At 71.8% G+C, this 21,784-nt stretch carries 24 protein-coding genes; 13 read left to right on the forward strand and 11 right to left on the reverse strand.

Translation table 11 applies throughout. The annotated features are described in order from the left end of the window. Positions 1–18: 18 nt before the first annotated feature. Positions 19–843 carry an alpha/beta hydrolase gene (locus AB0M59_RS00925; protein WP_364606406.1) on the forward strand — a complete coding sequence of 275 codons (825 nt, stop codon included), beginning with the start codon at positions 19–21 and terminating at the stop codon, positions 841–843. A gap of 21 nt (positions 844–864) precedes the next feature. Here the strand turns inward: AB0M59_RS00925 and AB0M59_RS00930 are convergent, their stop codons facing one another. Then, positions 865–1,749, reverse strand: a complete 885-nt coding sequence (locus tag AB0M59_RS00930; protein WP_364606409.1) for a GntR family transcriptional regulator — start codon at positions 1,747–1,749, stop codon at positions 865–867. Between the two features lie 56 nt (positions 1,750–1,805). Further along, positions 1,806–2,102, reverse strand: a complete 297-nt coding sequence (locus AB0M59_RS00935) for an antibiotic biosynthesis monooxygenase family protein (RefSeq protein WP_364606411.1) — start codon at positions 2,100–2,102, stop codon at positions 1,806–1,808. 117 nt (positions 2,103–2,219) lie between these two features. Here AB0M59_RS00935 and AB0M59_RS00940 point away from each other — a divergent pair, with 117 nt between their 5' ends. The 5 genes from AB0M59_RS00940 (at position 2,220) to AB0M59_RS00960 (ending at position 6,691) form a co-directional block, all read left to right on the forward strand. Beyond that, positions 2,220–3,299, forward strand: a complete 1,080-nt coding sequence (locus AB0M59_RS00940) for an isocitrate/isopropylmalate family dehydrogenase (protein WP_364606414.1) — start codon at positions 2,220–2,222, stop codon at positions 3,297–3,299. Next, the gene (locus AB0M59_RS00945) at positions 3,296–4,651 is read left to right on the forward strand and encodes an NAD-dependent succinate-semialdehyde dehydrogenase (RefSeq protein WP_364606417.1); all 1,356 of its coding nucleotides are present in this window, start codon (positions 3,296–3,298) and stop codon (positions 4,649–4,651) included. The genes AB0M59_RS00940 and AB0M59_RS00945 overlap by 4 nt, the downstream gene beginning before the upstream one ends. A 2-nt stretch (positions 4,652–4,653) precedes the next feature. Continuing rightward, on the forward strand, positions 4,654–5,067 hold the full coding sequence (locus tag AB0M59_RS00950; RefSeq protein WP_364606419.1) for a cupin domain-containing protein: 414 nt from the start codon (positions 4,654–4,656) through the stop codon (positions 5,065–5,067). Positions 5,068–5,157: 90 nt separating this feature from the next. Further along, positions 5,158–5,502: a metalloregulator ArsR/SmtB family transcription factor gene (locus AB0M59_RS00955; protein ID WP_364606422.1), complete on the forward strand. Its 345-nt coding sequence runs from the start codon at positions 5,158–5,160 to the stop codon at positions 5,500–5,502. Further along, the gene (locus tag AB0M59_RS00960) at positions 5,486–6,691 is read left to right on the forward strand and encodes a GNAT family N-acetyltransferase (protein ID WP_364606425.1); all 1,206 of its coding nucleotides are present in this window, start codon (positions 5,486–5,488) and stop codon (positions 6,689–6,691) included. Before AB0M59_RS00955 ends, AB0M59_RS00960 begins: the two co-directional genes overlap by 17 nt. A gap of 47 nt (positions 6,692–6,738) precedes the next feature. Here AB0M59_RS00960 and AB0M59_RS00965 read toward each other — a convergent pair whose 3' ends face one another. Beyond that, the gene (locus tag AB0M59_RS00965) at positions 6,739–7,209 is read right to left on the reverse strand and encodes an ArsI/CadI family heavy metal resistance metalloenzyme (RefSeq protein ID WP_364606428.1); all 471 of its coding nucleotides are present in this window, start codon (positions 7,207–7,209) and stop codon (positions 6,739–6,741) included. A gap of 80 nt (positions 7,210–7,289) precedes the next feature. Between AB0M59_RS00965 and AB0M59_RS00970 the strand changes: the two genes are divergently transcribed. Genes AB0M59_RS00970 through AB0M59_RS00980 form a run of 3 tightly spaced genes read left to right on the forward strand, consistent with a single transcriptional unit; the run spans position 7,290 to position 9,102 of the window. After that, positions 7,290–7,652 carry a metalloregulator ArsR/SmtB family transcription factor gene (locus tag AB0M59_RS00970; protein ID WP_364606431.1) on the forward strand — a complete coding sequence of 121 codons (363 nt, stop codon included), beginning with the start codon at positions 7,290–7,292 and terminating at the stop codon, positions 7,650–7,652. Beyond that, complete coding sequence (gene arsB, locus AB0M59_RS00975; RefSeq protein ID WP_364606434.1) at positions 7,649–8,716, forward strand: ACR3 family arsenite efflux transporter; 1,068 nt, start codon at positions 7,649–7,651, stop codon at positions 8,714–8,716. The genes AB0M59_RS00970 and arsB overlap by 4 nt, the downstream gene beginning before the upstream one ends. After that, complete coding sequence (locus AB0M59_RS00980; protein WP_364606437.1) at positions 8,713–9,102, forward strand: arsenate reductase ArsC; 390 nt, start codon at positions 8,713–8,715, stop codon at positions 9,100–9,102. Before arsB ends, AB0M59_RS00980 begins: the two co-directional genes overlap by 4 nt. Positions 9,103–9,110: 8 nt before the next feature. Here the strand turns inward: AB0M59_RS00980 and AB0M59_RS00985 are convergent, their stop codons facing one another. From AB0M59_RS00985 to AB0M59_RS00995, 3 genes are all read right to left on the reverse strand, one after another. After that, positions 9,111–9,509: a hypothetical protein gene (locus AB0M59_RS00985; protein WP_364606440.1), complete on the reverse strand. Its 399-nt coding sequence runs from the start codon at positions 9,507–9,509 to the stop codon at positions 9,111–9,113. Between the two features lie 72 nt (positions 9,510–9,581). Then, entirely contained in the window at positions 9,582–10,238 is a 657-nt protein-coding gene (locus AB0M59_RS00990; RefSeq protein ID WP_364607095.1) for an enoyl-CoA hydratase-related protein, read from the reverse strand. Continuing rightward, on the reverse strand, positions 10,135–10,902 hold the full coding sequence (locus AB0M59_RS00995; RefSeq protein ID WP_364606443.1) for a phosphotransferase family protein: 768 nt from the start codon (positions 10,900–10,902) through the stop codon (positions 10,135–10,137). Before AB0M59_RS00995 ends, AB0M59_RS00990 begins: the two co-directional genes overlap by 104 nt. Before the next feature lie 106 nt (positions 10,903–11,008). Between AB0M59_RS00995 and AB0M59_RS01000 the strand changes: the two genes are divergently transcribed. Then, the gene (locus tag AB0M59_RS01000) at positions 11,009–11,842 is read left to right on the forward strand and encodes a TetR family transcriptional regulator (protein ID WP_364606446.1); all 834 of its coding nucleotides are present in this window, start codon (positions 11,009–11,011) and stop codon (positions 11,840–11,842) included. A 64-nt stretch (positions 11,843–11,906) separates the two neighbouring features. Further along, positions 11,907–13,133, forward strand: coding sequence for an acyl-CoA dehydrogenase family protein (locus tag AB0M59_RS01005; protein ID WP_364606449.1), 1,227 nt, complete (start codon positions 11,907–11,909; stop codon positions 13,131–13,133). 30 nt (positions 13,134–13,163) lie between these two features. Here AB0M59_RS01005 and AB0M59_RS01010 read toward each other — a convergent pair whose 3' ends face one another. The 3 genes from AB0M59_RS01010 to AB0M59_RS01020 form a co-directional block, all read right to left on the reverse strand. Next, positions 13,164–15,413: a sialidase family protein gene (locus tag AB0M59_RS01010; protein WP_364606452.1), complete on the reverse strand. Its 2,250-nt coding sequence runs from the start codon at positions 15,411–15,413 to the stop codon at positions 13,164–13,166. Positions 15,414–15,467: 54 nt separating this feature from the next. Beyond that, complete coding sequence (locus AB0M59_RS01015; protein WP_364606455.1) at positions 15,468–15,851, reverse strand: hypothetical protein; 384 nt, start codon at positions 15,849–15,851, stop codon at positions 15,468–15,470. A 161-nt stretch (positions 15,852–16,012) separates the two neighbouring features. Beyond that, a complete protein-coding gene (locus AB0M59_RS01020; RefSeq protein WP_364606458.1) occupies positions 16,013–17,218 on the reverse strand; it encodes a glycosyltransferase in 1,206 nt (401 codons plus the stop codon). Between the two features lie 157 nt (positions 17,219–17,375). Here AB0M59_RS01020 and AB0M59_RS01025 point away from each other — a divergent pair, with 157 nt between their 5' ends. Together AB0M59_RS01025 and AB0M59_RS01030 are read left to right on the forward strand one after the other, a co-directional pair. Further along, the gene (locus AB0M59_RS01025) at positions 17,376–18,071 is read left to right on the forward strand and encodes a hypothetical protein (RefSeq protein WP_364606461.1); all 696 of its coding nucleotides are present in this window, start codon (positions 17,376–17,378) and stop codon (positions 18,069–18,071) included. Between the two features lie 43 nt (positions 18,072–18,114). Then, positions 18,115–19,572 carry a serine hydrolase domain-containing protein gene (locus AB0M59_RS01030; RefSeq protein ID WP_364606464.1) on the forward strand — a complete coding sequence of 486 codons (1,458 nt, stop codon included), beginning with the start codon at positions 18,115–18,117 and terminating at the stop codon, positions 19,570–19,572. A gap of 91 nt (positions 19,573–19,663) precedes the next feature. On the opposite strand, the gene AB0M59_RS01035 is transcribed toward AB0M59_RS01030, so the two are convergent. Next, positions 19,664–20,881: a cytochrome P450 gene (locus AB0M59_RS01035; RefSeq protein ID WP_364606467.1), complete on the reverse strand. Its 1,218-nt coding sequence runs from the start codon at positions 20,879–20,881 to the stop codon at positions 19,664–19,666. Between the two features lie 21 nt (positions 20,882–20,902). Further along, positions 20,903–21,775 (reverse strand): TauD/TfdA family dioxygenase, encoded by an 873-nt coding sequence (locus AB0M59_RS01040; protein WP_364606470.1) that lies wholly within the window; start codon positions 21,773–21,775, stop codon positions 20,903–20,905. Positions 21,776–21,784: the final 9 nt, after the last annotated feature.

Genomic DNA, 21,784 nt, shown 5'->3' on the forward strand with positions numbered 1-21,784 from the left:
CCGAACGGAGACCCTGCGATGCCTGCCATCACGACCCCTGACGGCGTGGAGATCTTCTACAAGGACTGGGGGACCGGACAGCCGATCGTCTTCAGCCACGGCTGGCCGCTGTCCTCGGACGACTGGGACACCCAGATGCTGTTCTTCGCCGGGCAGGGCTACCGCGTGATCGCCCACGACCGGCGCGGCCACGGCCGCTCGTCCGACGTCGCCGACGGTCACGACATGGACCACTACGCGGACGACCTGGCCGCCGTGACCGCCCACCTCGACCTGCGCGACGCGGTCCACGTCGGACACTCCACCGGCGGCGGCGAGGTCGTGCGCTACCTCGCCCGGCACGGCGAGGACCGCGTCGCCAAGGCGGCCATCATCGCGGCGGTCCCGCCGCTGATGGTGCAGACCGAGGCGAACCCCGGCGGCCTGCCCCGGAGCGTCTTCGACGACCTGCAGGCCCAGCTGCTGGCGAACCGGTCGTCGTTCTACCTGTCGCTGGCGTCCGGGCCGTTCTACGGCTACAACCGGCCCGGCGCCGAGCCGTCCGAGGCGATCATCCGCAACTGGTGGCGCCAGGGCATGATGGGCGGCGCGAAGGCGCACTACGACGGCGTCGTCGCGTTCTCCCAGACCGACTTCACGGCCGACCTCGAGAAGATCACGGTGCCGGTATTGGTGATGCACGGCGACGACGACCAGATCGTCCCGTACGCCGACTCGGCGCCGCTGTCGTCGAAGCTCCTGCGCAACGGCACGCTCAAGACGTACCCGGGCTTCCCGCACGGCATGCCGACCACCCAGGCCGACACCGTCAACGCCGACCTGCTGGAGTTCATCCGCTCCTGACCGCGGGCGCGAGAAGCGCGGTCAGCGTCGCGCGCCGTCGGCCACCTTCTCCTCGCCCACCGTGCCGAGGTGGTCGCGCATCCGCTCGGCCGCGTCGGCGCTGCGGCCGGCGAGGAGCAGGTCGGCGATCTCGACGTGCTCGCGGCAGCGGATGATCGCGCGGTCGCGTTCGAGGGAGCGGCGGTACTCGATGAGCCGCCGGAGGTTGTCGATGCGGCGGAGGGCGTCGATGAGGAACGTGTTGCCGCTGCACTCCATGATCGCCTCGTGGAAGGTGCGGTTGAGGGCGAACAGCTCCGCGTTGCCCACTTCGAAGATGGCGCCGTCGGCCAGCTTCCGCTGCTGGGCGCGGACCTCCTCGATCGCCCTGCGGTCCAGGGCGAAGGTGGGTTCGAGGATGGCGGCGGGCTCGATGATGAGCCGGTACCGGTAGCTGTCCGCGTAGGCCCGCTCGGAGGTCAGCGCCGGCTGGAACTCCCAGCCGTAGCCCGGAAGGCGCTCGATCCAGCCCTCGGTGGAGATCCGGCGCAGCGTGCGGTTGAGGTCCGCCGGGGACAGGTCGTACCGGCGGGCCAGCGCGCTTTCGGTGACGCGGTCGGGCAGCTCGCCGTCGAGCCGGTCGGCGGCGATGCGCAGGTAGATCGCCTCGTCGTCGCTCGTGTCCTCGACGGCGACGTCGTCGAGCTGCTCGCCGGTGCGCACGACCGTGTAGCCGCCGCGCTCGGCCGGGGCGACCACGCCGGTGTCCTCGAGCAGCCGGAGTGCGCTGCGCACGGGGGAGCGGGAGACGCGCAGGTGCTCGGCGAGGGTGCGTTCGACCAGCCGCGTGCCCGGGTCCGCCTGTCCGTCGCGGATGTAGTCGACGATGCGGGCCGCGACCTGCCGGGTGAGCGGGGTCGGTGCCATGCGCCTCCGTCCGTCCGTGACCTGCGGGCAGCAGCTTACCGACCGCGTGCGGGCCGTCAGGTCAGCTTCACGTCGTGGACGTGGTCCACCTGCGGTGGGGTCGCGAAGTACCCCCCGGCCAGCTCCCGCCAGCGGGCGAACCCGGCCGAGTTCCGGAACCGGACCGTGTGGTCCTCGACGGTCTCCCACTCGACGACCAGCCAGTACCGCTGCGGCTGTTCGACGCCGTGGCGCAGCCGCACACCGTGGCATCCCGGGGCGCCTTCGAACAGCGGGACCGCTTCGGCGACGGCCTTCTCGAACGCGGCCTCGTCGCCCGGCCGCACGTCGATCCGCGCGATTTCCCAGACCATGGCAGTCCTCCTTGTGGGGTTTTCACCAGAGCATAGTACCAAGGGTTGGTACAATAGGCTTGAGAAAAACCAATTGCTTCCGTACGCTCCGGGAAGTCCGAGCCGGAAGGAAGTTCAGTGAAGATCCTCGTTCTGCCAGGTGACGGCATCGGCCCCGAGATCACCGACGCCACGTGCCAGGTGCTCCGCGCCGCCGAGGCCGCGCTCGGCGTCGGCATGGAATTCGAGACGCGCGACATCGGGCACGCCGGCCTGGCCTCATCGGGGACGACGCTGCCGGGCGACGTGCTCGACCGCGTCCCCGAAGTCGACGGCGTGCTGCTGGGCCCGGTCAGCCACTACGACTACCCGCCGCGGGCCGAAGGCGGCATCAACCCCTCCGCGGAACTGCGCACCGTCTTCAGCCTCTACGCCAACATCCGGCCGTGCCGCTCGCGGCCCGACCTCAGCATCCTGCGCAAGCCGATGGACCTCGTCCTCGTCCGCGAGAACACCGAAGGCTTCTACTCCGACCGCAACATGTACGCCGGGACGGGCGAATTCATGCCGGATCCCGACCTCGCGCTGTCGATCCGCAAGGTCAGCGCGAAGGCCTGCGAACGGGTGGCGCGCACGGCGTTCGAGCTGGCCCGGGGCCGGCGCCGGAAGGTCACCGCGGTGCACAAGGCGAACGTCGTGAAGCTCTCGGACGGCCTGTTCCTGCGCGAGGTCCGCAAGGTCGCCGCCGGCTTCCCCGACGTCGAGCTGGAGGAGCTGATCGTCGACGCCGCCGCCGCGCTGCTCATCCGCGACCCCGAGCGGTTCGACGTCGTCGTGACCACCAACATGTTCGGCGACATCCTTTCCGACGAGGCGTCCGAACTGTCCGGCAGTCTCGGGCTCGGCGGCTCCATCAACGCCGGCGACACCATCTGCGTCGCCCAGGCCCAGCACGGTTCCGCCCCCGACATCGCGGGCCGGGGCGTCGCCAACCCGACGTCGCTGATCCTCTCCGCCGCGATGCTGCTCGACTGGCGCGGTCACCGCGACGGCAACCCGGCGCTGGTCGAGGCCGGTGCGCTGATCTCCGGCGCCGTCGACGCCACCCTGGACGACCCGGCCACCCGCACCCGCGACATCGGCGGCGCCCTCGGCACCGCCGCGTTCGCCGACGCCGTCATCGCCCACCTCGCCAAGATCCGGGAGAACGCCGCGTGATCGTCTCCGTCGACCCCGCGACCGGCACCGAACTGGCCCGCTTCGCCCCCATGACCGACCAGGACGTCGAGGCCGCCTTGGACGCCGCTGTCGACGCGCAGCGGCACTGGCGGCGGCGCCCCCTGGCCGAGCGCACCGCGTCGCTGCGGGAAATCGCCGCCCTGCTGCGGGCGCGCAAGGACCGCTACGCCCGGCTCATCGTCGGCGAGATGGGCAAGCCGCTCGCCGAGGCCGAAGCCGAGATCGAAAAGTGCGCCGTCACGTGTGAGCACTACGCGGACCATGCGGCCGGCTACCTCGAAGGCCGCAGCGTGACGCCCGAGGCCGGCGTCGTCTACGACCCGCTCGGCGTGGTCCTGGCCGTCATGCCGTGGAACTACCCGTTCTGGCAGTTCTTCCGCTTCGCCGCACCCGCCTTCGCCGCCGGCAACGGCGCACTTCTCAAGCACGCCAACAACGTCCCGCAGTGCGCCCTCGCGGTGGAGGAGGTCGTGCGCGAAGCCGGGTTGCCGGAGGGTCTGTTCCGCACCCTGCTGGTCGACGTCGGGCAGATCGCCCCGCTGATCGCCGACGACCGGATCGCGGCCGTCACGCTCACCGGGTCCACCGAGGTCGGCGCGATCGTCGCCGCCCAGGCCGGTGCCGCGCTGAAGAAGCAGGTTCTGGAGCTCGGCGGCTCCGACCCGTTCCTGGTGCTCGCCGACGCCGACGTCGAGGCCGCCGCCCGGGCCGCGGTGAAGGCGCGGTTCCTCAACGTCGGCCAGAGCTGCGTCAACGCCAAGCGGTTCATCGTCGAAGACGCGGTCGCCGACGAGTTCGTCGCGGCCTTCCTGCGCCACGCCGCCGAGCTGAAGGTCGGCGACCCGACCGACCCGGCGACCGCCATCGGGCCGATGGCGCGCGCGAACCTGCGCGACACCCTGCACGACCAGGTCGAGCGCAGCGTCGCGGCCGGCGCGAAGGTCCTGCTCGGCGGCGAGCCCGTCGACGGTCCCGGGTTCTTCTACCCGCCGACCGTCCTCGACCAGGTCCGTCCGGGCATGGCCGCCTTCGACGAGGAGACCTTCGGTCCGCTCGCCGCGATCATCCGCGTCGCCGACGCCGACGAAGCGGTCGAACTCGCCAACCGCACCGAATTCGGTCTCGGCGCGGCCGTCTGGACGTCCGATGTGGACCGCGCACGCACCCTCGCGCGCGAGATCGAGGCCGGTGCCGTGTTCGTCAACGGCGTGGTCGCCTCCGACCCCCGCCTGCCTTTCGGTGGCATCAAGAAGTCCGGCTACGGCCGCGAGCTCGGCGCCGAAGGCATCCGCGAGTTCTGCAACACCAAGACCCTCTGGATCGGAGCCTGACCTTGACCGACCCCTTTCCCGCTGCCGTGCTGCGCTCCGCCGAGCTGACCGCGTTCTCCCGCGGCGGCGGGGCCAGCACCATCCCGTTGGTGACCAAGGCCCGCGGTGCCGAGGTCTTCCTCAACGGCATGACGCAGTTCGAGGCGGGCGCCGGGATTCCGCTGCACACGCACAATTGCCCCGAGAGCGTCGTGATCCTGCAGGGATCGGCGATCGTGGAGATCGACGGCGAAGAACACCGGCTGTCCACCTGGGACACGACGTACGTCGACGCCGGTGTCCCGCACCGGTTCCGCAACGCCTCCGGCACCGAGCCGATGCGCATCCTCTGGACCTACGCCTCGGTCGACGCCACCCGGACCATCGTGGCCACCGGCGCGACAGCTCGGGTCGATGCCGAACACCAGAGCCGCTAGACCTTGGGCCACCAGATGGGGTTCTGAGCTCAGCGGCTTCCTCGATCGCGGTTCATCGTATATCGTCGATGGGCGATGGAAGGGGCCGCCGTGCTGGATCGGGACACTGCCAAGACCTATGCCGGGTGGTTTCGGGCGCTCGCCGATCCGACGCGGGTGCAGATCCTCAACCTGCTCGCCGAGACGGCCGGGCCGATGACGGTCGGAGAGGTCGTCGAGCAGGTCAGCGTCGGGCAGTCGACCGTCTCCGCGCACCTGAAGGTCCTCGCCGACACCGGGTTCGTGCTCGTCGAGCCACGGGGGACCGCTCGGCTTTACCGGGTCAACGAAGCGTGCGTGTCCTGCTTCCCGAGTGCCGCGGACGTCGTCATGGGCCGCGGGGTCCGGGCGTTCGCCGGAGCGATCGACGAGGTGACGTGTGAAACCCGACCGTGATGCCGTCCGCGACCGCTACGCCACCGTCGCCCGGCGAGCCCTGGCCGGCGAGGGAACCGGGATGCTGACCGGCGACGCCGACCGGCTCGGCGCCGTCCACTACGCCGGAGCGGACCTGCCCGCCGAGGTGGCCGCGACCAGCCTCGGCTGCGGCAACCCCTTGGCCGTCGCCGAGCTGAAACCCGGCGAGACCGTGCTCGACCTCGGCTCCGGCGGCGGGCTGGACGTCCTGCTCTCCGCCCGCCGCGTCGGGCCGGGCGGTCGGGCGATCGGCCTGGACATGACCGACGACATGCTCACCCTCGCCCGCCGGTACGCCGAGCAGGCGGGCGTCGGCAACGTCGAGTTCGTCAAGGGCACGATCGAGCGGATCCCGCTGCCGGACGCCACGGTCGACGTCGTCATCTCCAACTGCGTCATCGCGCTTTCGCCCGACAAGCCCGCGGTGTTCGGCGAGATCGCCCGCGTCCTGCGGCCCGGCGGGCGCCTCGGTGTCACCGACATCCTGGCCGACGACTCGCTCACCGACGCCGAGCGCGCGACCCGCGCCGGCGCGGTCGAGTGCCTCGGCGGCGCGCTCACCGCCGAGCGCTATCGGGCGCTGCTCGGCAATGCCGGCCTCGGAGGCATCGACGTCCAGCTCACCCACGAAGTCGGCGACAAGCTCCACTCCGCGATCATCCGCGCCACCAAACCGGTCCAGGTCGCGGCGATGACGTCCGAGCACGCGGACCAGGTCCTGGCGATCTACCAAGCCGGGCTGGACACCGGGCACGCGAGCTTCGAGACCGCCGCGCCCGGCTGGGCGACCTGGGAGGCCGCCCACCTGCCGGAACACCGGCTGGTGGCCCTCGGCCCGGACGGGCGGGTCGTCGGCTGGGCGGCGGTCACCGCGGTGTCCTCGCGATGCGTGTACGCCGGGGTTGTCGAGCACAGCGTCTACGTCGATCCCGACGCTCGGGGTCGTGGCGTCGGGGAAGTCCTGCTGGCCGCGCTGATCGCCTCGACCGAGGATGCCGGGATCTGGACGATCCAGAGCGGCGTGTTCCCCGAGAACACCGCGAGCCGGGAGCTGCACCGCCGAGCGGGATTCCGGGAGGTCGGGGTCCGCGAACGCGTCGGCCGGCACCACGGCGTCTGGCGCGACGTCGTCCTGATCGAACGCCGCAGCACGCGCGTCGGCACCTAGCGGAGGGGGAGCCGGTGCGCCCCTCGATCGCGCACCGGCTCGGCCGCTCAGCTGCAGCAGCCCTCCGGCTTGGCCGCCACGCCGGTTTCGGCGTCCGTCGTGCAGCACGTCGCCGGGGTGACCAGCGCGGCGCTGTCGCTTCCGTACGTCGCCGAGTCGCCCTTCACCGTGTAGACCTCCCACGGCTCCTTGCCCGGGCCGTGGACCCACACCTTGTCCTGCACCGCGTAGCAGCACGTGGTGTCGTCCTCGGTCAACGTTTCGAAACCTTCGCCGGTCAGCCGCTTCGTCGCCGCGTCGACCTGGCCGGTGGACTCGACCTCCACGCCGAGGTGGTCCATCACCGTCGCCTGCCCGGGCTCGCCCTCGAGCAGCACCAGCTTCAGCGCCGGCTCCTCGATCGCGAAGTTCGCGTAGCCCGGCCGGAGCTTGGCCGGCTCGGTGCCGAACAGCTTCGAGTAGAAGTCGATGGAGCCCGCCAGATCGCCGACCCGCAGTGCCAGTTGCACTCTGGACATCGCCGCACTCTCCTTGGATAGATGTTCGTCTAAGCAAGACTTAGATTGCTCTCTATATACAAGTCTGTCAATATAGAGGCATGTCGAAGCAACTGCCGCTCGTCGCGATGGACGCCTGCTGTGCGCCCTTGGCGCGGGAGCCGCTGACACAGGACCAGGCGGTCGAGCTGTCGCACCTGTTCAAGGCGATGGCCGACCCGGTGCGGCTGCGGCTGCTGTCGTTGATCGCCTCGCACGCCGGCGGTGAGGCGTGCGTGTGCGACCTGACCGACGCCTTCGACCTGACCGGACCGACCATCTCCCACCACCTGAAGGTGCTGCGGGAGTCGGGCCTGATCACCGGGGACCGGCGCGGCACCTGGATCTACTACCGCGTGCACCGCGAAGTGCTGACGCGGCTCTCGGCGGTGCTCACCACCGCGGGCGAACCGGTCACCGCGTGACCGCCGTCGACGCGCGGGCGGAGGCGCCGCCGCGGCTGTCCACCCTGGACAAGCTGCTGCCGGTGTGGATCGCGGCCGCGATGGTCGCCGGGCTGCTGGCCGGGCGCTGGGTGCCCGGGCTGAACACGGCGCTGTCCGCGGTGCAGGTGGACGGGATCTCGCTGCCGATCGCGCTCGGGTTGCTGGTGATGATGTACCCGGTGCTGGCGAAGGTCCGCTACGACCGGCTCGGCACCGTCACCCGCGACCGGCGCCTGCTGTGGCCGTCGCTGGCGCTGAACTGGCTCATCGGCCCGGCGCTGATGTTCGCCCTGGCCTGGCTGCTGCTGCCGGACCTGCCGGAATACCGCACCGGGCTGATCATCGTCGGCCTCGCCCGCTGCATCGCCATGGTCATCATCTGGAACGACCTCGCCTGCGGCGACCGGGAAGCCGCCGCCGTGCTCGTCGCGCTGAACTCGGTCTTCCAGGTGGTCGCATTCGGGCTGCTCGGCTGGTTCTACCTCTCGGTGCTCCCCGGCTGGCTCGGCCTTCCGCAGGCCGATCTCGCGGTGTCCGGGTGGCAGATCGCCAAGAGCGTGCTCATCTTCTTGGGCATCCCGCTGGTCGCCGGTTACCTGAGCCGCCGCCTGGGCGAACGAGCCAAGGGGCGCACCTGGTACGAGGCGCGGTTCCTGCCGAAGGTCGGACCCGTCGCGCTCTACGGGCTGCTGTTCACCATCGTCATCCTCTTCGCGCTGCAGGGCGACCAGATCACCGGCCGCCCGCTGGACGTCGCCCGCATCGCGGTGCCGTTGCTGGTCTACTTCGGACTGATGTGGGCGGGCTCCTACGCGCTCGGCAAGGCCATGGGCCTGAGCTACGAGCGGACCACCACGCTTGCGTTCACCGCCGCGGGCAACAACTTCGAGCTCGCCATCGCCGTCGCCATCGCCACCTTCGGGGCCACCAGCGGGCAAGCGCTGGCCGGGGTCGTCGGACCGCTGATCGAAGTCCCCGTGCTCGTCGGCCTCGTGTACGTCTCCCTCGCCCTCAAGCGCCGGTCCCTCAGGAGCTCTCGATGACGCCTGAAGTCCTGTTCGTCTGCGTCCACAACGCCGGTCGGTCGCAGATGGCCGCCGCCCTGCTCGCCCACCACGCCCGCGGCGCGGTCGACGTCCGCTCGGCCGGCTCCGCTCCCGCGGACAGCATCAACCCCGCCGTCCGCGAGGCGATGGCCGAAATCGGGCTCGACCTGTCCCGCGAGATCCCGAAGAAGCTGACGACCGACGCGGTCGAAGCCGCCGACGTCGTGATCACCATGGGCTGCGGCGACGCCTGCCCGGTGTTCCCCGGCAAGCGGTACCTGGACTGGCAGCTCGAAGACCCCGCGGGCAAGAGCGTCGAAGACGTCCGGCCGATCCGCGACGAGATCGATCGCCGGGTGCGGGAACTGCTCGCCGAGCTCTGACGCCCGGATCAGCGGACGTCCTTGATCGGAAGCACGGCGAGAGCGCCGAACACCGCGGCGGCCACCGAGCCGAGGAACAGCGCGAAGTAGTTCGGCCCGGCGTCGCCGATGGCCAGCAACGGGGTGGCCAGGACCGGGACGAGCAGCTGCGGAAGCTGGTACGACAAGGCGATGACGACCAGGCCGAACCGCTGATCCAGGCGCAGCGGGACTACGTCGGCGAGTGGGTCCGGCTCTGCGTCGCCGCCCGCTCCGACCTGGACGAGCCGCGAGCGCAGTTCGTGGTCCAGGCCGTGCTCATGGCGGTGAACGAGATCGCCCGCGAGCGCACGCTCGGCCGGGTGCCCGGCATCGACGTCGCACTGGCCGAGCTGGCGACCGCGGCGTTGCTCACGCCGGCCGGCCACCCGAAGAGCTGAAGTCCGGCACGCCGGTGTCGTCCGCTTGACGCGGCCGCCGAGAACCCGGTGCCGCTTTCGTCACGGGAACTTCGGCGGCCGCTTCTCCAGGAAGGCCGCGACGCCTTCGCGGCCGTCCGGGGAAGCGGCCCGCGCCCGGATGGACACGGCTTCCCGCCGCAGCGCGACTTCGGCCGCGGGCATGGCCGTCTCGCGAAGCAGTCGTTTCGTCGCCACCTGAGCGGCTCGCGAGCCGGATGCCAGGCGCCGCACGACTTCCTCGGCCGCGGCTTCGAGTTCGTCGTCCGGGTGGACCTCGGCGACCAGCCCGAGTTCGCGGGCCTCTTCCGCGGTGACGACCGGGTTCAGCAGCGCGATGCGCAGGGCCCGGTGCAGACCGAGGGAGGCGGGCAGCAGCGAACTGCCGCCGTCGGGGGAGAAGCCGAGCTTCGTGTAGGCCAAGGTGAACCGCGCGGACGCGCCGGCGAGCACCAGGTCGGCCGCCGCGACGAGCGAGAGCCCGGCGCCGGCCGCGATGCCCTGGACGACCGCGACGACGACGGCGTCCATGCGGTGCAGGTCGCTGATCGTGCGGTGGAGGGCGTCGGCCAGGTTGTCGACGAGGACGCCGACGTCATCGGCCGCGGCGAACGCCGAGACGTCGCCTCCGACGCTGAAGGCGCGTCCTTCGGCGGACAACACGACAACGTGCGCGTCGTCGGTCCGGGCCTGCCGCACGGCCAGCCCCAGTGCGTCCACAGTGGACAACGTTGTCCAGGCGGTAGTCGCCGTGCACGATCGACGCCGCTCCGGTCTCCGGTATCCGCCGGCCCAGGCGCCCGCCCAGCGCGGTGAGCTCGGGCAGGTCCCGGCTGTGGGAGTCGTGCAGCTGGCGGGCCCAGCGCCGCAGCTGACGCTCGAGGTAGCCGTCCGGGCGGCCCAGGTCGCTCAACCCGACCGCGGCGGGATCCGTGCGGTGCAGCCGGACGAGGGTTTCCACGAGCGTTTCGGCCAGGCCGGCGGCCTCCGCGCTGCCGAAAGCCTCCAGCTGGTGCTGGTCGCGCAGGACAGTGCCCTCGGCGAACTCCATGACGTAGAAGGGCGCGCCGAGCACGTCCGGGCCCGCGCTCACGATCGGTTCGGGAACGGGCACCGCGCTCGGGTGCAGGGCACGCAGGACGCGGAACTCGCGGTCCATGTCGTGCGCCGTGGCCAGGACGTGTCCCAGCGGCGGGCGGCGCAGCACCCGGCGGCCGGACCCGTCGCTCAGCAGGTAGGTCAGGTTGGACCGGCCGCCCGCCAGCAGTTCCACCCGCAGGGGACCGGAGAGCAGTCCCCGCTCGCGGAGGAACGCCTCGAGAGCGGGCACGGACACCCCGGGCGGGCTGACTTCCGTCGGCATGGCCACGACCCTTTCGCTACCGAGCGATCGAACGGTAAATCTGAACAAGATGTCGAGTACCATCCCCGAGGCGGTCGGAACTGTCAAGCGCCGAGAGGACGGACCGGTGGGGGCACGTGGGATAGCGCCGGAGGAGCTCGACTCCCGGAAAGAGGTGGGCGCCCGGCTGCGCGCCGCCCGCCGGAGCGCCGGGCTGACCCTGCGTCAGGTGGCGCAGGCCCTCGACGTAAGCGCCGGCACGTGGAGCGCCGTGGAGAACGGCGGGACGAAGATCGACGACGCCCGGCTCGCGCAGGTCGCGGACGTCCTGGGGGCCGACCTCGCGGTGCTGCGCGGAGCGCCGATGGCCGGGAACTGGCGCGACTTCGGGCCCCTGCGGCTCGAACCGCCGCTGGCCGGCGCCCTCGAGGCCTTCGTCGAACTCGGCTACCACGGCGCGACCATCCGCGACATCGCCCAGCGCGCCCGGCTGTCCGTCCCCGGCGTCTACCACCACTGGCCGGCCAAGCAGGACCTGCTGGTCGCGTTGCTGGACCTGACGATGGAGGACCTGCTGACCCGCGCCCGCGCGGCGCGGGCCGAGGCGGACGGCCCGGTCGAGCGGTTCACCCGCCTGGTCGAGTGCCTGGCGCTCTTCCACACCCACCGGCGCGAGCTCGGGTTCATCGGGGCGAGTGAGATGCGCAGCGTCGAAGAGCCCGACCGGGTCCGGATCGCCGCCACCCGGCAGGAGATGCAGCACATGGTCGACGACGAGGTGGTCGAGGGCTGCCGCCGCGGGGTGCTGACCACGCCGCTGCCGAAGGAGGCCGCGCGGGCCGTGGTCACGATGTGCACCGCGCTGCCGCAGTGGTGGTCGCCGTCCGGGCCGTCGTCGCCGGAGACGGTCGCGCGCCAATACGTCGGGTTCGCCCTGGACGTGGTGCGGCTCGCTCGTTGACACCCCGCGCGGCCGATCGTACGGTCAGTCCGACCAATCGCTCGGTTGCGTTCAGGAGTATCTCGTGTCGGATTACGCTCTCCCCGCCCCTTCGGACCATGCCCGCGAACTCCACGACCGGATGCTGGCGTTCGTGCGGGACCGCGTGCTCCCGGCCGAGGCCGAGTACCTGGCGCACCGCCGCGCCGCGGGGCCGGCCGACCACGGCGTCCCCCCGGTCGTCGAGCGGCTGAAGACGGCGGCCCGGGCCGAAGGGCTGTGGAACCTGTTCCTGCCCGCCGAGTCGGGGCTGACGCAGCTGGAGTACGCGCCGATCGCGGAGCTTTCGGGCTGGAGCCTCGACCTGGCGCCCGAAGCCATCAACGGCCAGGCGCCCGACACCGGCAACATGGAGCTGCTGCACCTGCTCGGCAGCGAAGCGCAGAAGCGGGATTGGCTCGCACCGTTGCTGGCGGGGGAGATCCGGTCGGCGTTCGCGATGACCGAGCCGGACGTCGCCAGCAGCGACGCCACGAACATCGCCACGCGCATCGTGCGCGACGGCGACACCTACGTCATCACCGGCCGCAAGTGGTGGACCAGCGGCGCGATGGACCCGCGCTGCGCGTTCTTCATCGTGATGGGCAAGACCGATCCCGAAGCGGCGACGCACCGGCAGCAGACCATGGTGCTGGTGCCCCGGGACACTCCCGGCGTCACGATCGTGCGGGACTTGCCGGTGTTCGGCCACCACGACCAGCACGGCCACGCCGAAGTCCGCTTCGACGACGTCCGCGTGCCGGTCGAGAACGTGATCGGCGAGGAGGGCGGCGGGTTCGCGGCCGCGCAGGCCCGGCTCGGCCCGGGGCGGATCCACCACTGCATGCGCGCTCTCGGGGCCGCCGAACGAGCCCTCGCTTTGCTGGTCCAGCGTTCACGCGATCGAGTCGCCTTCGGCGGTCCGCTGGCCGACCAAGGCGTGGTGCAGCAGCAGATCGCCGAGTCGCGGCTGGAGATCGACCAGGCGCGGATGCTGTGCCAGCGGGCCAGTCACGTCATCGACGTCGCGGGCAACAAGGCCGCTCGCGATCTGGTCGCGATGGCGAAGGTCGCCGTGCCCCGGGCGGCCACCCGCGTGATCGACCGGGCGATCCAGGTCCACGGCGGCGCGGGGGTCACCGACGTGACCCCGCTGGCCGCGATGTACGCCTGGCACCGCGCGATGCGGCTGTTCGACGGGCCGGACGAGGTGCACCTGCGGTCCATCGCGAAGGCCGAACTGCGGCGGACTCCGGTGCTGCCCCCGGCGTAGTCCGGGTCGCGACGGCTCGAACGACCCCGTTCAGGGCCGGGTGTAACCGACGTCGTCGACGAACCAGTCGTCGCCGACCGGCGCGGTACCCGTCGAGGACAGCTGGTTGCCCGTCAAGCTGCTGAACGGCTGGGACGGCGCGACGGTGGCGACCGGCTGACCGTTGACGGTCAAGGTCGCCGACGAAGGTCCGGCGGTGACGCTCACCGAGTTCCAGGTCCACGACCCGACGGCCACGGTGCCCAGCGGCGCGCCCCAGGTCGCGTTCGCGAAGTCGTACCGGGAGAACTTCCCGCTGACCGCGTCCAGCAGGAAGTGGTACGGCGTCACCGGGTTGCCCGCCGAATCCGTACCCAGGACGCTGAACAGCAAGCCGTGTGTACCGGTGCCGCTCGCCCGCACCTTGAACTCGTAGTCCGCGGCGGCGGAAGCGCCGTGGTTCCAGGCGATGCGGGACACGGAGGTGGCGCTGGTGTCGGTGATCCGCAGGAACCGCGAGGAGATCGGTTCGACTGCCGGGGCTCCGGCGACGACGACCGCGCCCGTCGCCGTGGTCAGGCCGTTTCCGGCGGGGGCGGCTCCCGGCACGTTGGCTTCGAAGCCGTCCAGCGTGCTGTAGAGCTGGAGTTCGTTCAGGAACGACGACCCGTCGTTCACCGGCGGATTGGGGTCGGTGAGCCGCACGTACCGGGCGGCGGTCGGCGTGCTCAGCGGGTACAGGATGCCGGACCGGCTGCCTTGCGCGGGCGTGGACCAGCTCACCCCGTCGAGCGAGGTTTCGACGGCCAGGCCGGCGGGCCCGGTGAGGTGCGCGTGCACCCCGAGGCCGGTCAGCGCGTAGGCGCGGTCAAGCCGGAGCGTGACGCTGCGGTTCGCCGTCACCACGGACGAGTCGGTGCGGACGTCACCGTCGAAGGCGTAGGCGCCGATCGACGTCCGGCCGTCGCCGTAGCTGGTGAACGCCGGATCGACGAAGGCGATCTCCCCGCGCCGGAACTTGGTCTGCAGGTCGATCGTGCCCCACTGGCCGGTGTTCACCTCGAGCACGGACTTCCACAGCGACTGCGAGGTTCCGTGCGGGTATCCCGACGCGCTGGCCGGGCAGCCCCAGCTGGCGCAGTTGTCGCCCACCGCGAGCACGGTGTTCGCGGTGAGGGGTGCCAGCGCGAGCGTGTTGCTGGAGCCGGAAGCCGCGAGAGACCGCCCGCCCGTGCCCGTACCGGCGGTGGGCTGGTTGGTGTAGATCGTCGTGCGGCCGGTCCAGTCCTGCCAGCCCGACGTGCCGGAGTACTTGTAGCGCACCACGTTGCCGGGCCGTCCGGATCCCTGCAGCGCCGCGCCGTTGCCCAGCAGGACCGAACCCGGCGAGTTCCCGGTGTCCGAAGCCATCTTCACCGGCGTCGTCCAGCTGCCCGAACCGTCCACAGTGGACGACTGGGTGTAGTAGAGGTCGGGCAGGAACCGGTCTTCCCCCGCCACGGTGACGTCCCGGCGCAGCCAGGCCATCAGCTTGCCGTCGGAGGTGGGCGCGACGTTCGCCTCCGACCAGCCCGCGCCCTCCGCCAGCCGGGTGACCTGGACCCAGCTGGCGCCCTGGTCGGTACTGCGCATCAGTGCGGTGAACGGCCCGTTCGCGGTCGCGCCGTACACGGTGGCCAGCAGCGTCCGGCTGTCCGGCAGCAGCAGGATGCCGCGCTGGAAGCGGGCCCAGGTGGTCGGCGGAGAGCCCGGGTAGCTGGTGGTCGCCGTGCCGGCTGCCGTCATGGTGGTCCCGTTGAGGGTCCAACGGCCGAAGACCCGGTCGTTCTCGTTGTAGGGCGTGGACGGGTCCGGATCCGGGGCCGACCGCGACAACGTGATCGGCTCGAAGTCGATCGCGACGACCGTCCCGGCGGCGTCGGCGAGCCGGACGGCATTGGTGGTCCCGGCCCACCTGCTCGGCAGGGTGACCGGGCTCCAGGTGGCGCCGTCGTCGGCCGAGGTCCGCATCGCGGTGGCGTTCGTGCCCGGTGCGTCGGTGCCGACCCCGTACGTGGCGAACAGCCGCGACGTGCGGCTGCCGTCCGGGTTGGTCACGCTCGCGTTGAACAGCGAGGGGAAACCCGCGTTCGGCGCGGTGGTGTCGGTACCGGGGTTGGTGTAGAAGGTCCGCCCCTGAGGGAGGCTCACGTGCGGCTGGCCGGGCGACGGCGGCTGGGCCGCGCCGGCCGGAGCGGCCACCGCGGCGGCCAGCGCCACCACCGTGAGCGCGAGCGCGGACGACCGGACAAGAGCGCGCATGAGCTGGTTCCCCCAGTGTCGGTTGGTGATTCTCGTCGGAACCTGGCCGTCGGGTCAGGCGTTCTGCCAGGTGGAGCAGAACCAGTTGGGCGTCTTCTGGCAGACGCGGAAGATCGTCACCGGGTTGGCCGAGGTGCCCGGGGTCTTCGAGCTGCAGCCGGAGCTGCTGCCGTTGGCGTCGTCGATGCCGCCACCGCCGCCGCTGCGGGTCCGCCACTCCGTGCGGAACCCGTAGCCGTCGCTGAAGGTGTCGCACGCGTACACGCGGGTGTGGCTGTTGGTGACGCCCCCGTAGCCGCAGCGGATCGCGCCCTGGTAGCTGCAGTTGTAGACCTCGGCGATGGCGTCGTGCGCCGACGCGGCCGGGGCCACGGCGACGGTGCCGATGGCGGCCAGCAGTGCCGCTCCGGCGAGGGTGGGCAGTCGGTGTTTCGACACGGTGCCTCCTGGTGACGTCCGGGTGGGAGTGCGCACGGACCACGGCGGACGTTCCGGACCGGTTGATGCCCGGGCCCGGATGCCACCCGATCGGCGCAATCGTGGCCTGAGGCGGCGGCACGGTCCGATTCGGACGGTCTCCGGCCGGGGACCGGCTTCGCTTACCGGAGAGCGTCGAGCAGCAGGCGTGCGGCCACCGCCGCGCCGTCCGTGCGGATCTCGGCGCCCAACGCCTCCGCTCGCGCCCGGGTCTCGGGTGCCAGTGCCGTTTCGAACGCCGCGCTGAGCGACTCGATGGTCGCCGTCGGGCCGTCGAGGGCCGCGCCGACCTTGCCAGCTGCCACCTGCCCGGCCCAGTACGGGTTGTCCGCCAGGCGGATGGGGACCACCACCTGCGGGACGCCCGCCCGGGCGGCCGTCTGCGTCGTGCCCGCGCCGCCGTGGTGGATCACCGCGGCCAGCTCGCCGAACAAGCGCTGGTGGTTGATCTCGCCGATGGCGAAGCAGTCGTCCTGGCCGTCGACCAGGTCCAGGTCCGCCCAGCCCCGGGAGACGAGGACGCGGTGACCTCGGGCGCGGCTCACTTCGACGGCCCAGCGGGCGATGTCCGGCGCCGGGCTGATGCTGCCGAAGCCCACGTAGACCGGCGGTGCGCCCGCGTCCAGGAACGCCACCAGCTCGGCCGGCAGCGGACGCTCGTCTTCCTGCGTCCACGCACCTGTCTGGACCACTTCGAGACCTGGAGTCTCCTGCCACGGTCCCAGGACCGCGTCCGCCGCCAGCCACGGCCGGGCGGAGTAGACGTGGTCGCGGACGTTGTCCACGGGTGGCAGGCCGAGTGCGGCCCGGTGGCGGTTGAGCGGCGCACGGAACTGCGCGTTCACCATGCGGGCGTCCTGCTCCCACAGCGCGGTGTTGGCGGCCCCCGCCGGCTCCGGCCAGCCCGGGCGCGGTGGCGGGGCGTGGTGCGGCGACGGCAGGTTGACCGCCGCATAAGTCGCGTAGACGTAGTGGATGCCCGCGGCTTCGGCCACGGACCGCGCGGCCACCTGCGCCAGGCCGGCGACCACCAGCGCGTCACAACCGTCGGCCGCTTCGGGGAAAACGTCGAACTGCGTGTCGACCAGTTCCGTCCGGTAGCGGGACAGTTCCGCCGCCGACGGCGGAGCCGCGCCGCTCATCAACGCCCGCACCGGTGGCCCGACCGGCACGGAGTCGATCCCGAGACCGGCCAGCCGCCGCGCGAACTCCTCGTCCGGCGGAGTGCACATCCGCACCTGCGCGCCGAGTGCCCGGAGCTGCACCGCGAGTGCCACCAGCGGTTCGACGTCGCCGCGCGTCCCGTACGTGGACAGCAGCACTCGCATTCGCGTCCTCTTCGTTCTCGTCGCAGACGTTTCGGCCGTGCCGCAAGCAGTCTACCGGTCGGCCGGTGATCGACTCCCTGCTCGCGCGGAACCGCCCGCGGTGACTACTGTGGCGCGCAAGGGCTCCTGACCGTCAACAGAACTTGAGGGCCACCCGATGCCTGTTTCGTCCGTACCCACGCCTGATGTTTCGATCATCCTGCCCTGCGCCGGACTGGGAACGCGCTTCGGAGCGCCGTACGCGAAGGAGCTGCACTGCCTGGCCCCCGGGGTCACCATCCTGGACCGCAGCCTGGAGGCCGTCGTCGAACTGGTGAAGAGCGGGCTCACCGTGCGCGTGGTCGTCGTGTTCGGGACGCACAAGCTGGAGACCGTGAAGTACCTGGCGCGCTACGCCGGGACCTTCCAGCTGGTCTTCGTCTACCAGGACGATTCGGCCCAACCGGGGCTCGACGGAGCGATCCGGTCCGCCTTGCCGATGACGTGGGGACCGGTGGCCCTCGTGCTTCCTGACATCGTTGTCAGCGGCGTCGGCAGCCTGCTCGCCGCCCTGCGGCAGACCGACATGGCGGGCTGGAGCGTGGTGGCCGCCGAAGAGCGGGATCCCGGCACCCTGCGGCAGATGGGCGCGCTGACCGTGGCCGACGAAGGCGGCGTCGTCACCGTCGAGGCGGCAGCGGAAAAGCCGGCGGATCCGTCGGGCTTCAACGCGCTTTGGGGCATGGTGGCGGTCGCCGAGGACGAGGCCCACCGGTTGCCGGACGTGGCGAGGCGGGACGCGGACAGCCCGTTGGCCGGTGCTGTCGCCCACATGGTGGAGCGGATCGTCAACTACAACACCGCCGAGGGCTGACGATCTTGTCCTTTGTGGACTCGCGATTTCCTGGAGGAGAAGCATGCTCGACGATGTGATGGCGGCGCTCGGCACGGTCCTGCCCCGGCTGGCCGCGGTCACCGGTACCCCCGGGATCGCCGTCGCGGTGGCGACGAGCGACGAGCTGCGGACGGCCGCGACCGGGTTCGCGGACCTGGCCGCGAACACGCCGATGACCGCCGGGACCGTGGCACCGGCGGGCTCGCTCACCAAACCCGTCACGGGCCTGGCTTTCATGCAACTGGTCGAAGCCGGCGTGGTGGGCCTGGACACGCCGATCGACCAGGTGCTGCCCGCGGGACTGCGTGGTCCGGACCCGGCGCCCGTCACCACCGCCATGCTGGCCGCCCACCAGGGCGGCTACTACAGCGACATCGTCACCGCCGCAGCGTCCACGGCGCCGGCCGAGCCGGTCCTCGACTACGTCCGGCGCCGGCACGAGGCCGGGCGCGCCGTGGAGTACGGCGGGGTGCTGCCGCTGGTGACGGCTCCGGGCCCGTACTCCTACTCGAGTTTCGGCGTCGGGGTGCTCGGCGGCGCGGTCGAGCACCTGGCCGGCGAACCGTACGGTGCCCGCGTCCACCGGGACGTGTTCGCCGCGACCGGCATGCGGGACACGAGCATCGACGACGGCACGCGGGGCATCGACGGTGCGACCGGGTACATGGCGTTCGGCGACTGGTGCGTGCCGAGCCCGCCCCTGCGCACCTCGGCCTACCCGGGGGTCGGGATGTACACCAGCGCCGCGGACTTCGCGCGGCTGCTGCAATCCTTGCTGCGCACGGCGCGGGGCGACCGCGGCCTGGTCGGGCCGGACTCCCTCGCGGCCATGGTGACCCCGCGGGCGCCGCGCCCGAGCCCGCACGGCGTCCGTTCGTTTTCCGGCCTGACGCTCGAACTCGCCGACCCCGACCTGGGCGACGACTGGTGGTGGGGGCACACGGCGGCGTTCCCGTGGGGGTTCTGGTGGGAGGCGCGGGTCTGGCCGCACCGCGACCTGGCCGCGGTCGCGGTGGGCAACCGCTGGGACATGGCCCGCTTCCACAACCCCGCGACCCGCAGCGCACCGGGCCTGGCCGTCGAGTGGGCGGGTCGTTGGGCGGTGTCCGGCGCCCCGGCCAAGCTCCCGGACATGGACGGGCGGGCCCGCTGGACCGGGCCCCGGCCCACCCCGGAAAGCTCGCGCTGGATGGGCGTGCTGACCGGCGAACGCACCCACGGCCTGCTCGGTGTGGCCGAACCGCTGCCGGTCACGACATTGACGACCGGCGCGCGTTCCCTGGGCGACGTGGACCCGGGCGGCTGGGACCCGGACGCGTTCGCGCGCGGCGTCGAGCAGGCACGGGCGGTGGCACCGGATCCGGACGCGCTCGGGGCGCTGGGCCGGGAACTCGGCCCGGCCGCGGCGCTGTGGATGCTGGAGTGCGGAGCGTCGAGCGCGGACGTGACGATGCCGGTCGGGTTTTACGCCGGTGCTTGATGGGCCGGTTGCCGGCGCCCCAATGTGGCGTTCGGTGCGTCTGACGCACCCGATGCCACATGGGGTGCGTGGGGCGGGCCAGTGAGAAGGCTCAGCGCAGCCGTACCTCCAGGGCGACCCGGTGCCGCCCGCGGGGCAACGGCACCCACGCCGGCTCGGCAACCGGCCGCACCGCGGGAAAGCGGTCGAACAGGCTGCGCAACGCCACTTCGGCCTCCACCTTCGCCAAGGCGACGCCGAGGCAGAAGTGCGGCCCCCAGCCGAAGCCGACGCTGCCCTCGCGGCCGCCGTGCTCGGCCTGCCAACGCACGTCGGCGGTGTGCGGGTGGGCGAACTGCGCCGGGTCGCGGTTGGCCGCGCCGAGCACCACCTGCACCGCGTCGCCCGCGCTGATCCGCACACCGCCCACTTCGAGATCGGTTGCGGCGTAACGGAGCCGGGCCAGCTGGACCGGGCCGTCGGTGCGGACCAGCTCGCGCACCGCGGCCGGCCACAGCTCGGGTTCCGTGCGCAGCAGCTCCCGCTGGGCGTCGTCGCGCATCAGCGCGAGCGCCGCGTTGGAGAGCATGTGCGCCATCGTCTCGTGCCCGGCGAGCACCAGGAACACCACGAGGGCCACGGCGTCGACGTCGGTCAGGTCGTCCTGGGCGACGACCTCGCTGAGCAGATCGTCGCGCGGCTCGGCCCGGCGCCGGTCGACCAAAGCGTGGCAGTAGGCGAACATCTCGCCCAGCGTCGGCGTGATCCGCGCCGGGTCACCCTCGACGAGCACCTTGCCCCAGCGCCACCAGTCCGCCCAGTCCGCTTCGGGCACCCCGACCTGTTCGCAGACCACGGCCATGGCCAGCGGGTAGGCGTACTCGTCGATCAGGTTCACCGTTCCCGGCGCCGCGCCGAGGTCGTCGAGCAGCCCGTCGACGATCTCCTGCACCCGCGGGCGCAACGCGGCGACCCGGGACGCGCCGAAGGCGTGGCTGATGCTGCGGCGCAGCCGGGTGTGCTCGGCGCCGTCGAGACTCAGCAGGCTCGCCCGCAAGTAGGGCAGGTGCTCCGGCGGCGTGCCCAGCGCGAGGAACGCCTCCTCCTGCGTCTGCGCGCCCTGTCCCGGCAGGCCGGTCGGATCGTTGCGCACGGCGGGGTCGGAGAGCACCGCGCGGACGTCGTCGCTGCGGGTGATCAGCCAGCCCTCCTCGCCGTTCGGCAGCCGGGCCCAGCAGACCGGTGACTCGGCGAGGATGCGGTCGTAGCCGCACTTGGGGTCGTTGAGCACGGCCGGATCGCGGACGTCCACCACGGGTTCGGACGACATGGGGCAGAACTCCTTCGGGCGTCAGCCCTTGAGCGGGCCGCCGTTGATCGCGACGCGGTTTCCGAAACGGGTGTACGGGTAGTAGTCGTACGTCGCGTGGTGCTGGACGCAGCGGTTGTCCCAGAACACGAGCGTGTTCGGCTCCCAGCGCACCCGGCAGGCCAGCATCGGCCGGTTCGGCACGACCGAGAACAGCAGGTCGAGCACCGCGCGGCTCTCGTCCGCCGACAGCTGCGGGATGCGCGACGTGTAGGCCGGGTTGACGTACAGCAGCGGCCGGTCGGTCTCCGGGTGCCGCACGACCACCGGGTGCTCGCTGACCGGGGGTTCGTAGCCGTCCGGGATCTTGTGGCCGCGGAAGGCGTGCGCGCCGTCGTGGATCGCGGTCAGCCCGGCCAGCAGTTCCTTCAGCTTCGGCGAAAGCATGTCGTACGCGAGGTGCATGTTCGCGAAGAGCGTGTCGCCGCCACTGCCCGGCTCGGGCATCCGCGTGATGTGCAGCATGGAGCCCAGCGACGGCTCGGCGTCGGCGGTGCCGTCGGCGTGCCAGCCGTTGCCGAACACGTTCGCCGACTCCGGGGCGGTCGCGACCTCGAGGATGTACGGGTTGCCGTGCTCGGGCGGCGGGTTCACCGGACGCAGCTCGCCGAAGCTCGCGGCCAGGCGCTGGTGGTCGTCCGGCGTGATGTCCTGGTCGCGGAACACCAGCACGTGGTGGTCCAGGAACGCCGTTTTCAGCTCGGTGAGCTGCTCCTCGGTCAGCTCCCGGGCCAGGTCGAGGCCGGTGACCTCGGCGCCGATCACCGGGGTCAGGCCCCGCACCGCCAGCGTCCGGTGGTCGCGCGCCGGCCGCGTCGTGATCCGCTTGACGGCGTCGAGTTCGTACTGCTCCATGGTTTCCTT

The sequence above is a fragment of the Amycolatopsis sp. NPDC051371 genome (assembly GCF_040682155.1).
Taxonomy (GTDB): Bacteria; Actinomycetota; Actinomycetes; order Mycobacteriales; family Pseudonocardiaceae; genus Amycolatopsis.

Excerpts from the sequence above, each read along its gene's own strand:
- AB0M59_RS00995 (WP_364606443.1), bottom strand. The coding sequence starts at position 10,902 with ATGCCGACGGAAGTCAGCCCGCCCGGGGTGTCCGTGCCCGCTCTCGAG.
- AB0M59_RS00970 (WP_364606431.1), top strand. The coding sequence starts at position 7,290 with ATGTCGAAGCAACTGCCGCTCGTCGCGATGGACGCCTGCTGTGCGCCC.
- AB0M59_RS01025 (WP_364606461.1), top strand. The coding sequence starts at position 17,376 with ATGCCTGTTTCGTCCGTACCCACGCCTGATGTTTCGATCATCCTGCCC.
- AB0M59_RS01035 (WP_364606467.1), bottom strand. The coding sequence starts at position 20,881 with ATGTCGTCCGAACCCGTGGTGGACGTCCGCGATCCGGCCGTGCTCAAC.
- AB0M59_RS00925 (WP_364606406.1), top strand. The coding sequence starts at position 19 with ATGCCTGCCATCACGACCCCTGACGGCGTGGAGATCTTCTACAAGGAC.
- AB0M59_RS01030 (WP_364606464.1), top strand. The coding sequence starts at position 18,115 with ATGCTCGACGATGTGATGGCGGCGCTCGGCACGGTCCTGCCCCGGCTG.
- AB0M59_RS00935 (WP_364606411.1), bottom strand. The coding sequence starts at position 2,102 with ATGGTCTGGGAAATCGCGCGGATCGACGTGCGGCCGGGCGACGAGGCC.
- AB0M59_RS01020 (WP_364606458.1), bottom strand. The coding sequence starts at position 17,218 with ATGCGAGTGCTGCTGTCCACGTACGGGACGCGCGGCGACGTCGAACCG.
- AB0M59_RS01040 (WP_364606470.1), bottom strand. The coding sequence starts at position 21,775 with ATGGAGCAGTACGAACTCGACGCCGTCAAGCGGATCACGACGCGGCCG.
- AB0M59_RS00930 (WP_364606409.1), bottom strand. The coding sequence starts at position 1,749 with ATGGCACCGACCCCGCTCACCCGGCAGGTCGCGGCCCGCATCGTCGAC.
- AB0M59_RS00965 (WP_364606428.1), bottom strand. The coding sequence starts at position 7,209 with ATGTCCAGAGTGCAACTGGCACTGCGGGTCGGCGATCTGGCGGGCTCC.
- AB0M59_RS01010 (WP_364606452.1), bottom strand. The coding sequence starts at position 15,413 with ATGCGCGCTCTTGTCCGGTCGTCCGCGCTCGCGCTCACGGTGGTGGCG.
- AB0M59_RS00980 (WP_364606437.1), top strand. The coding sequence starts at position 8,713 with ATGACGCCTGAAGTCCTGTTCGTCTGCGTCCACAACGCCGGTCGGTCG.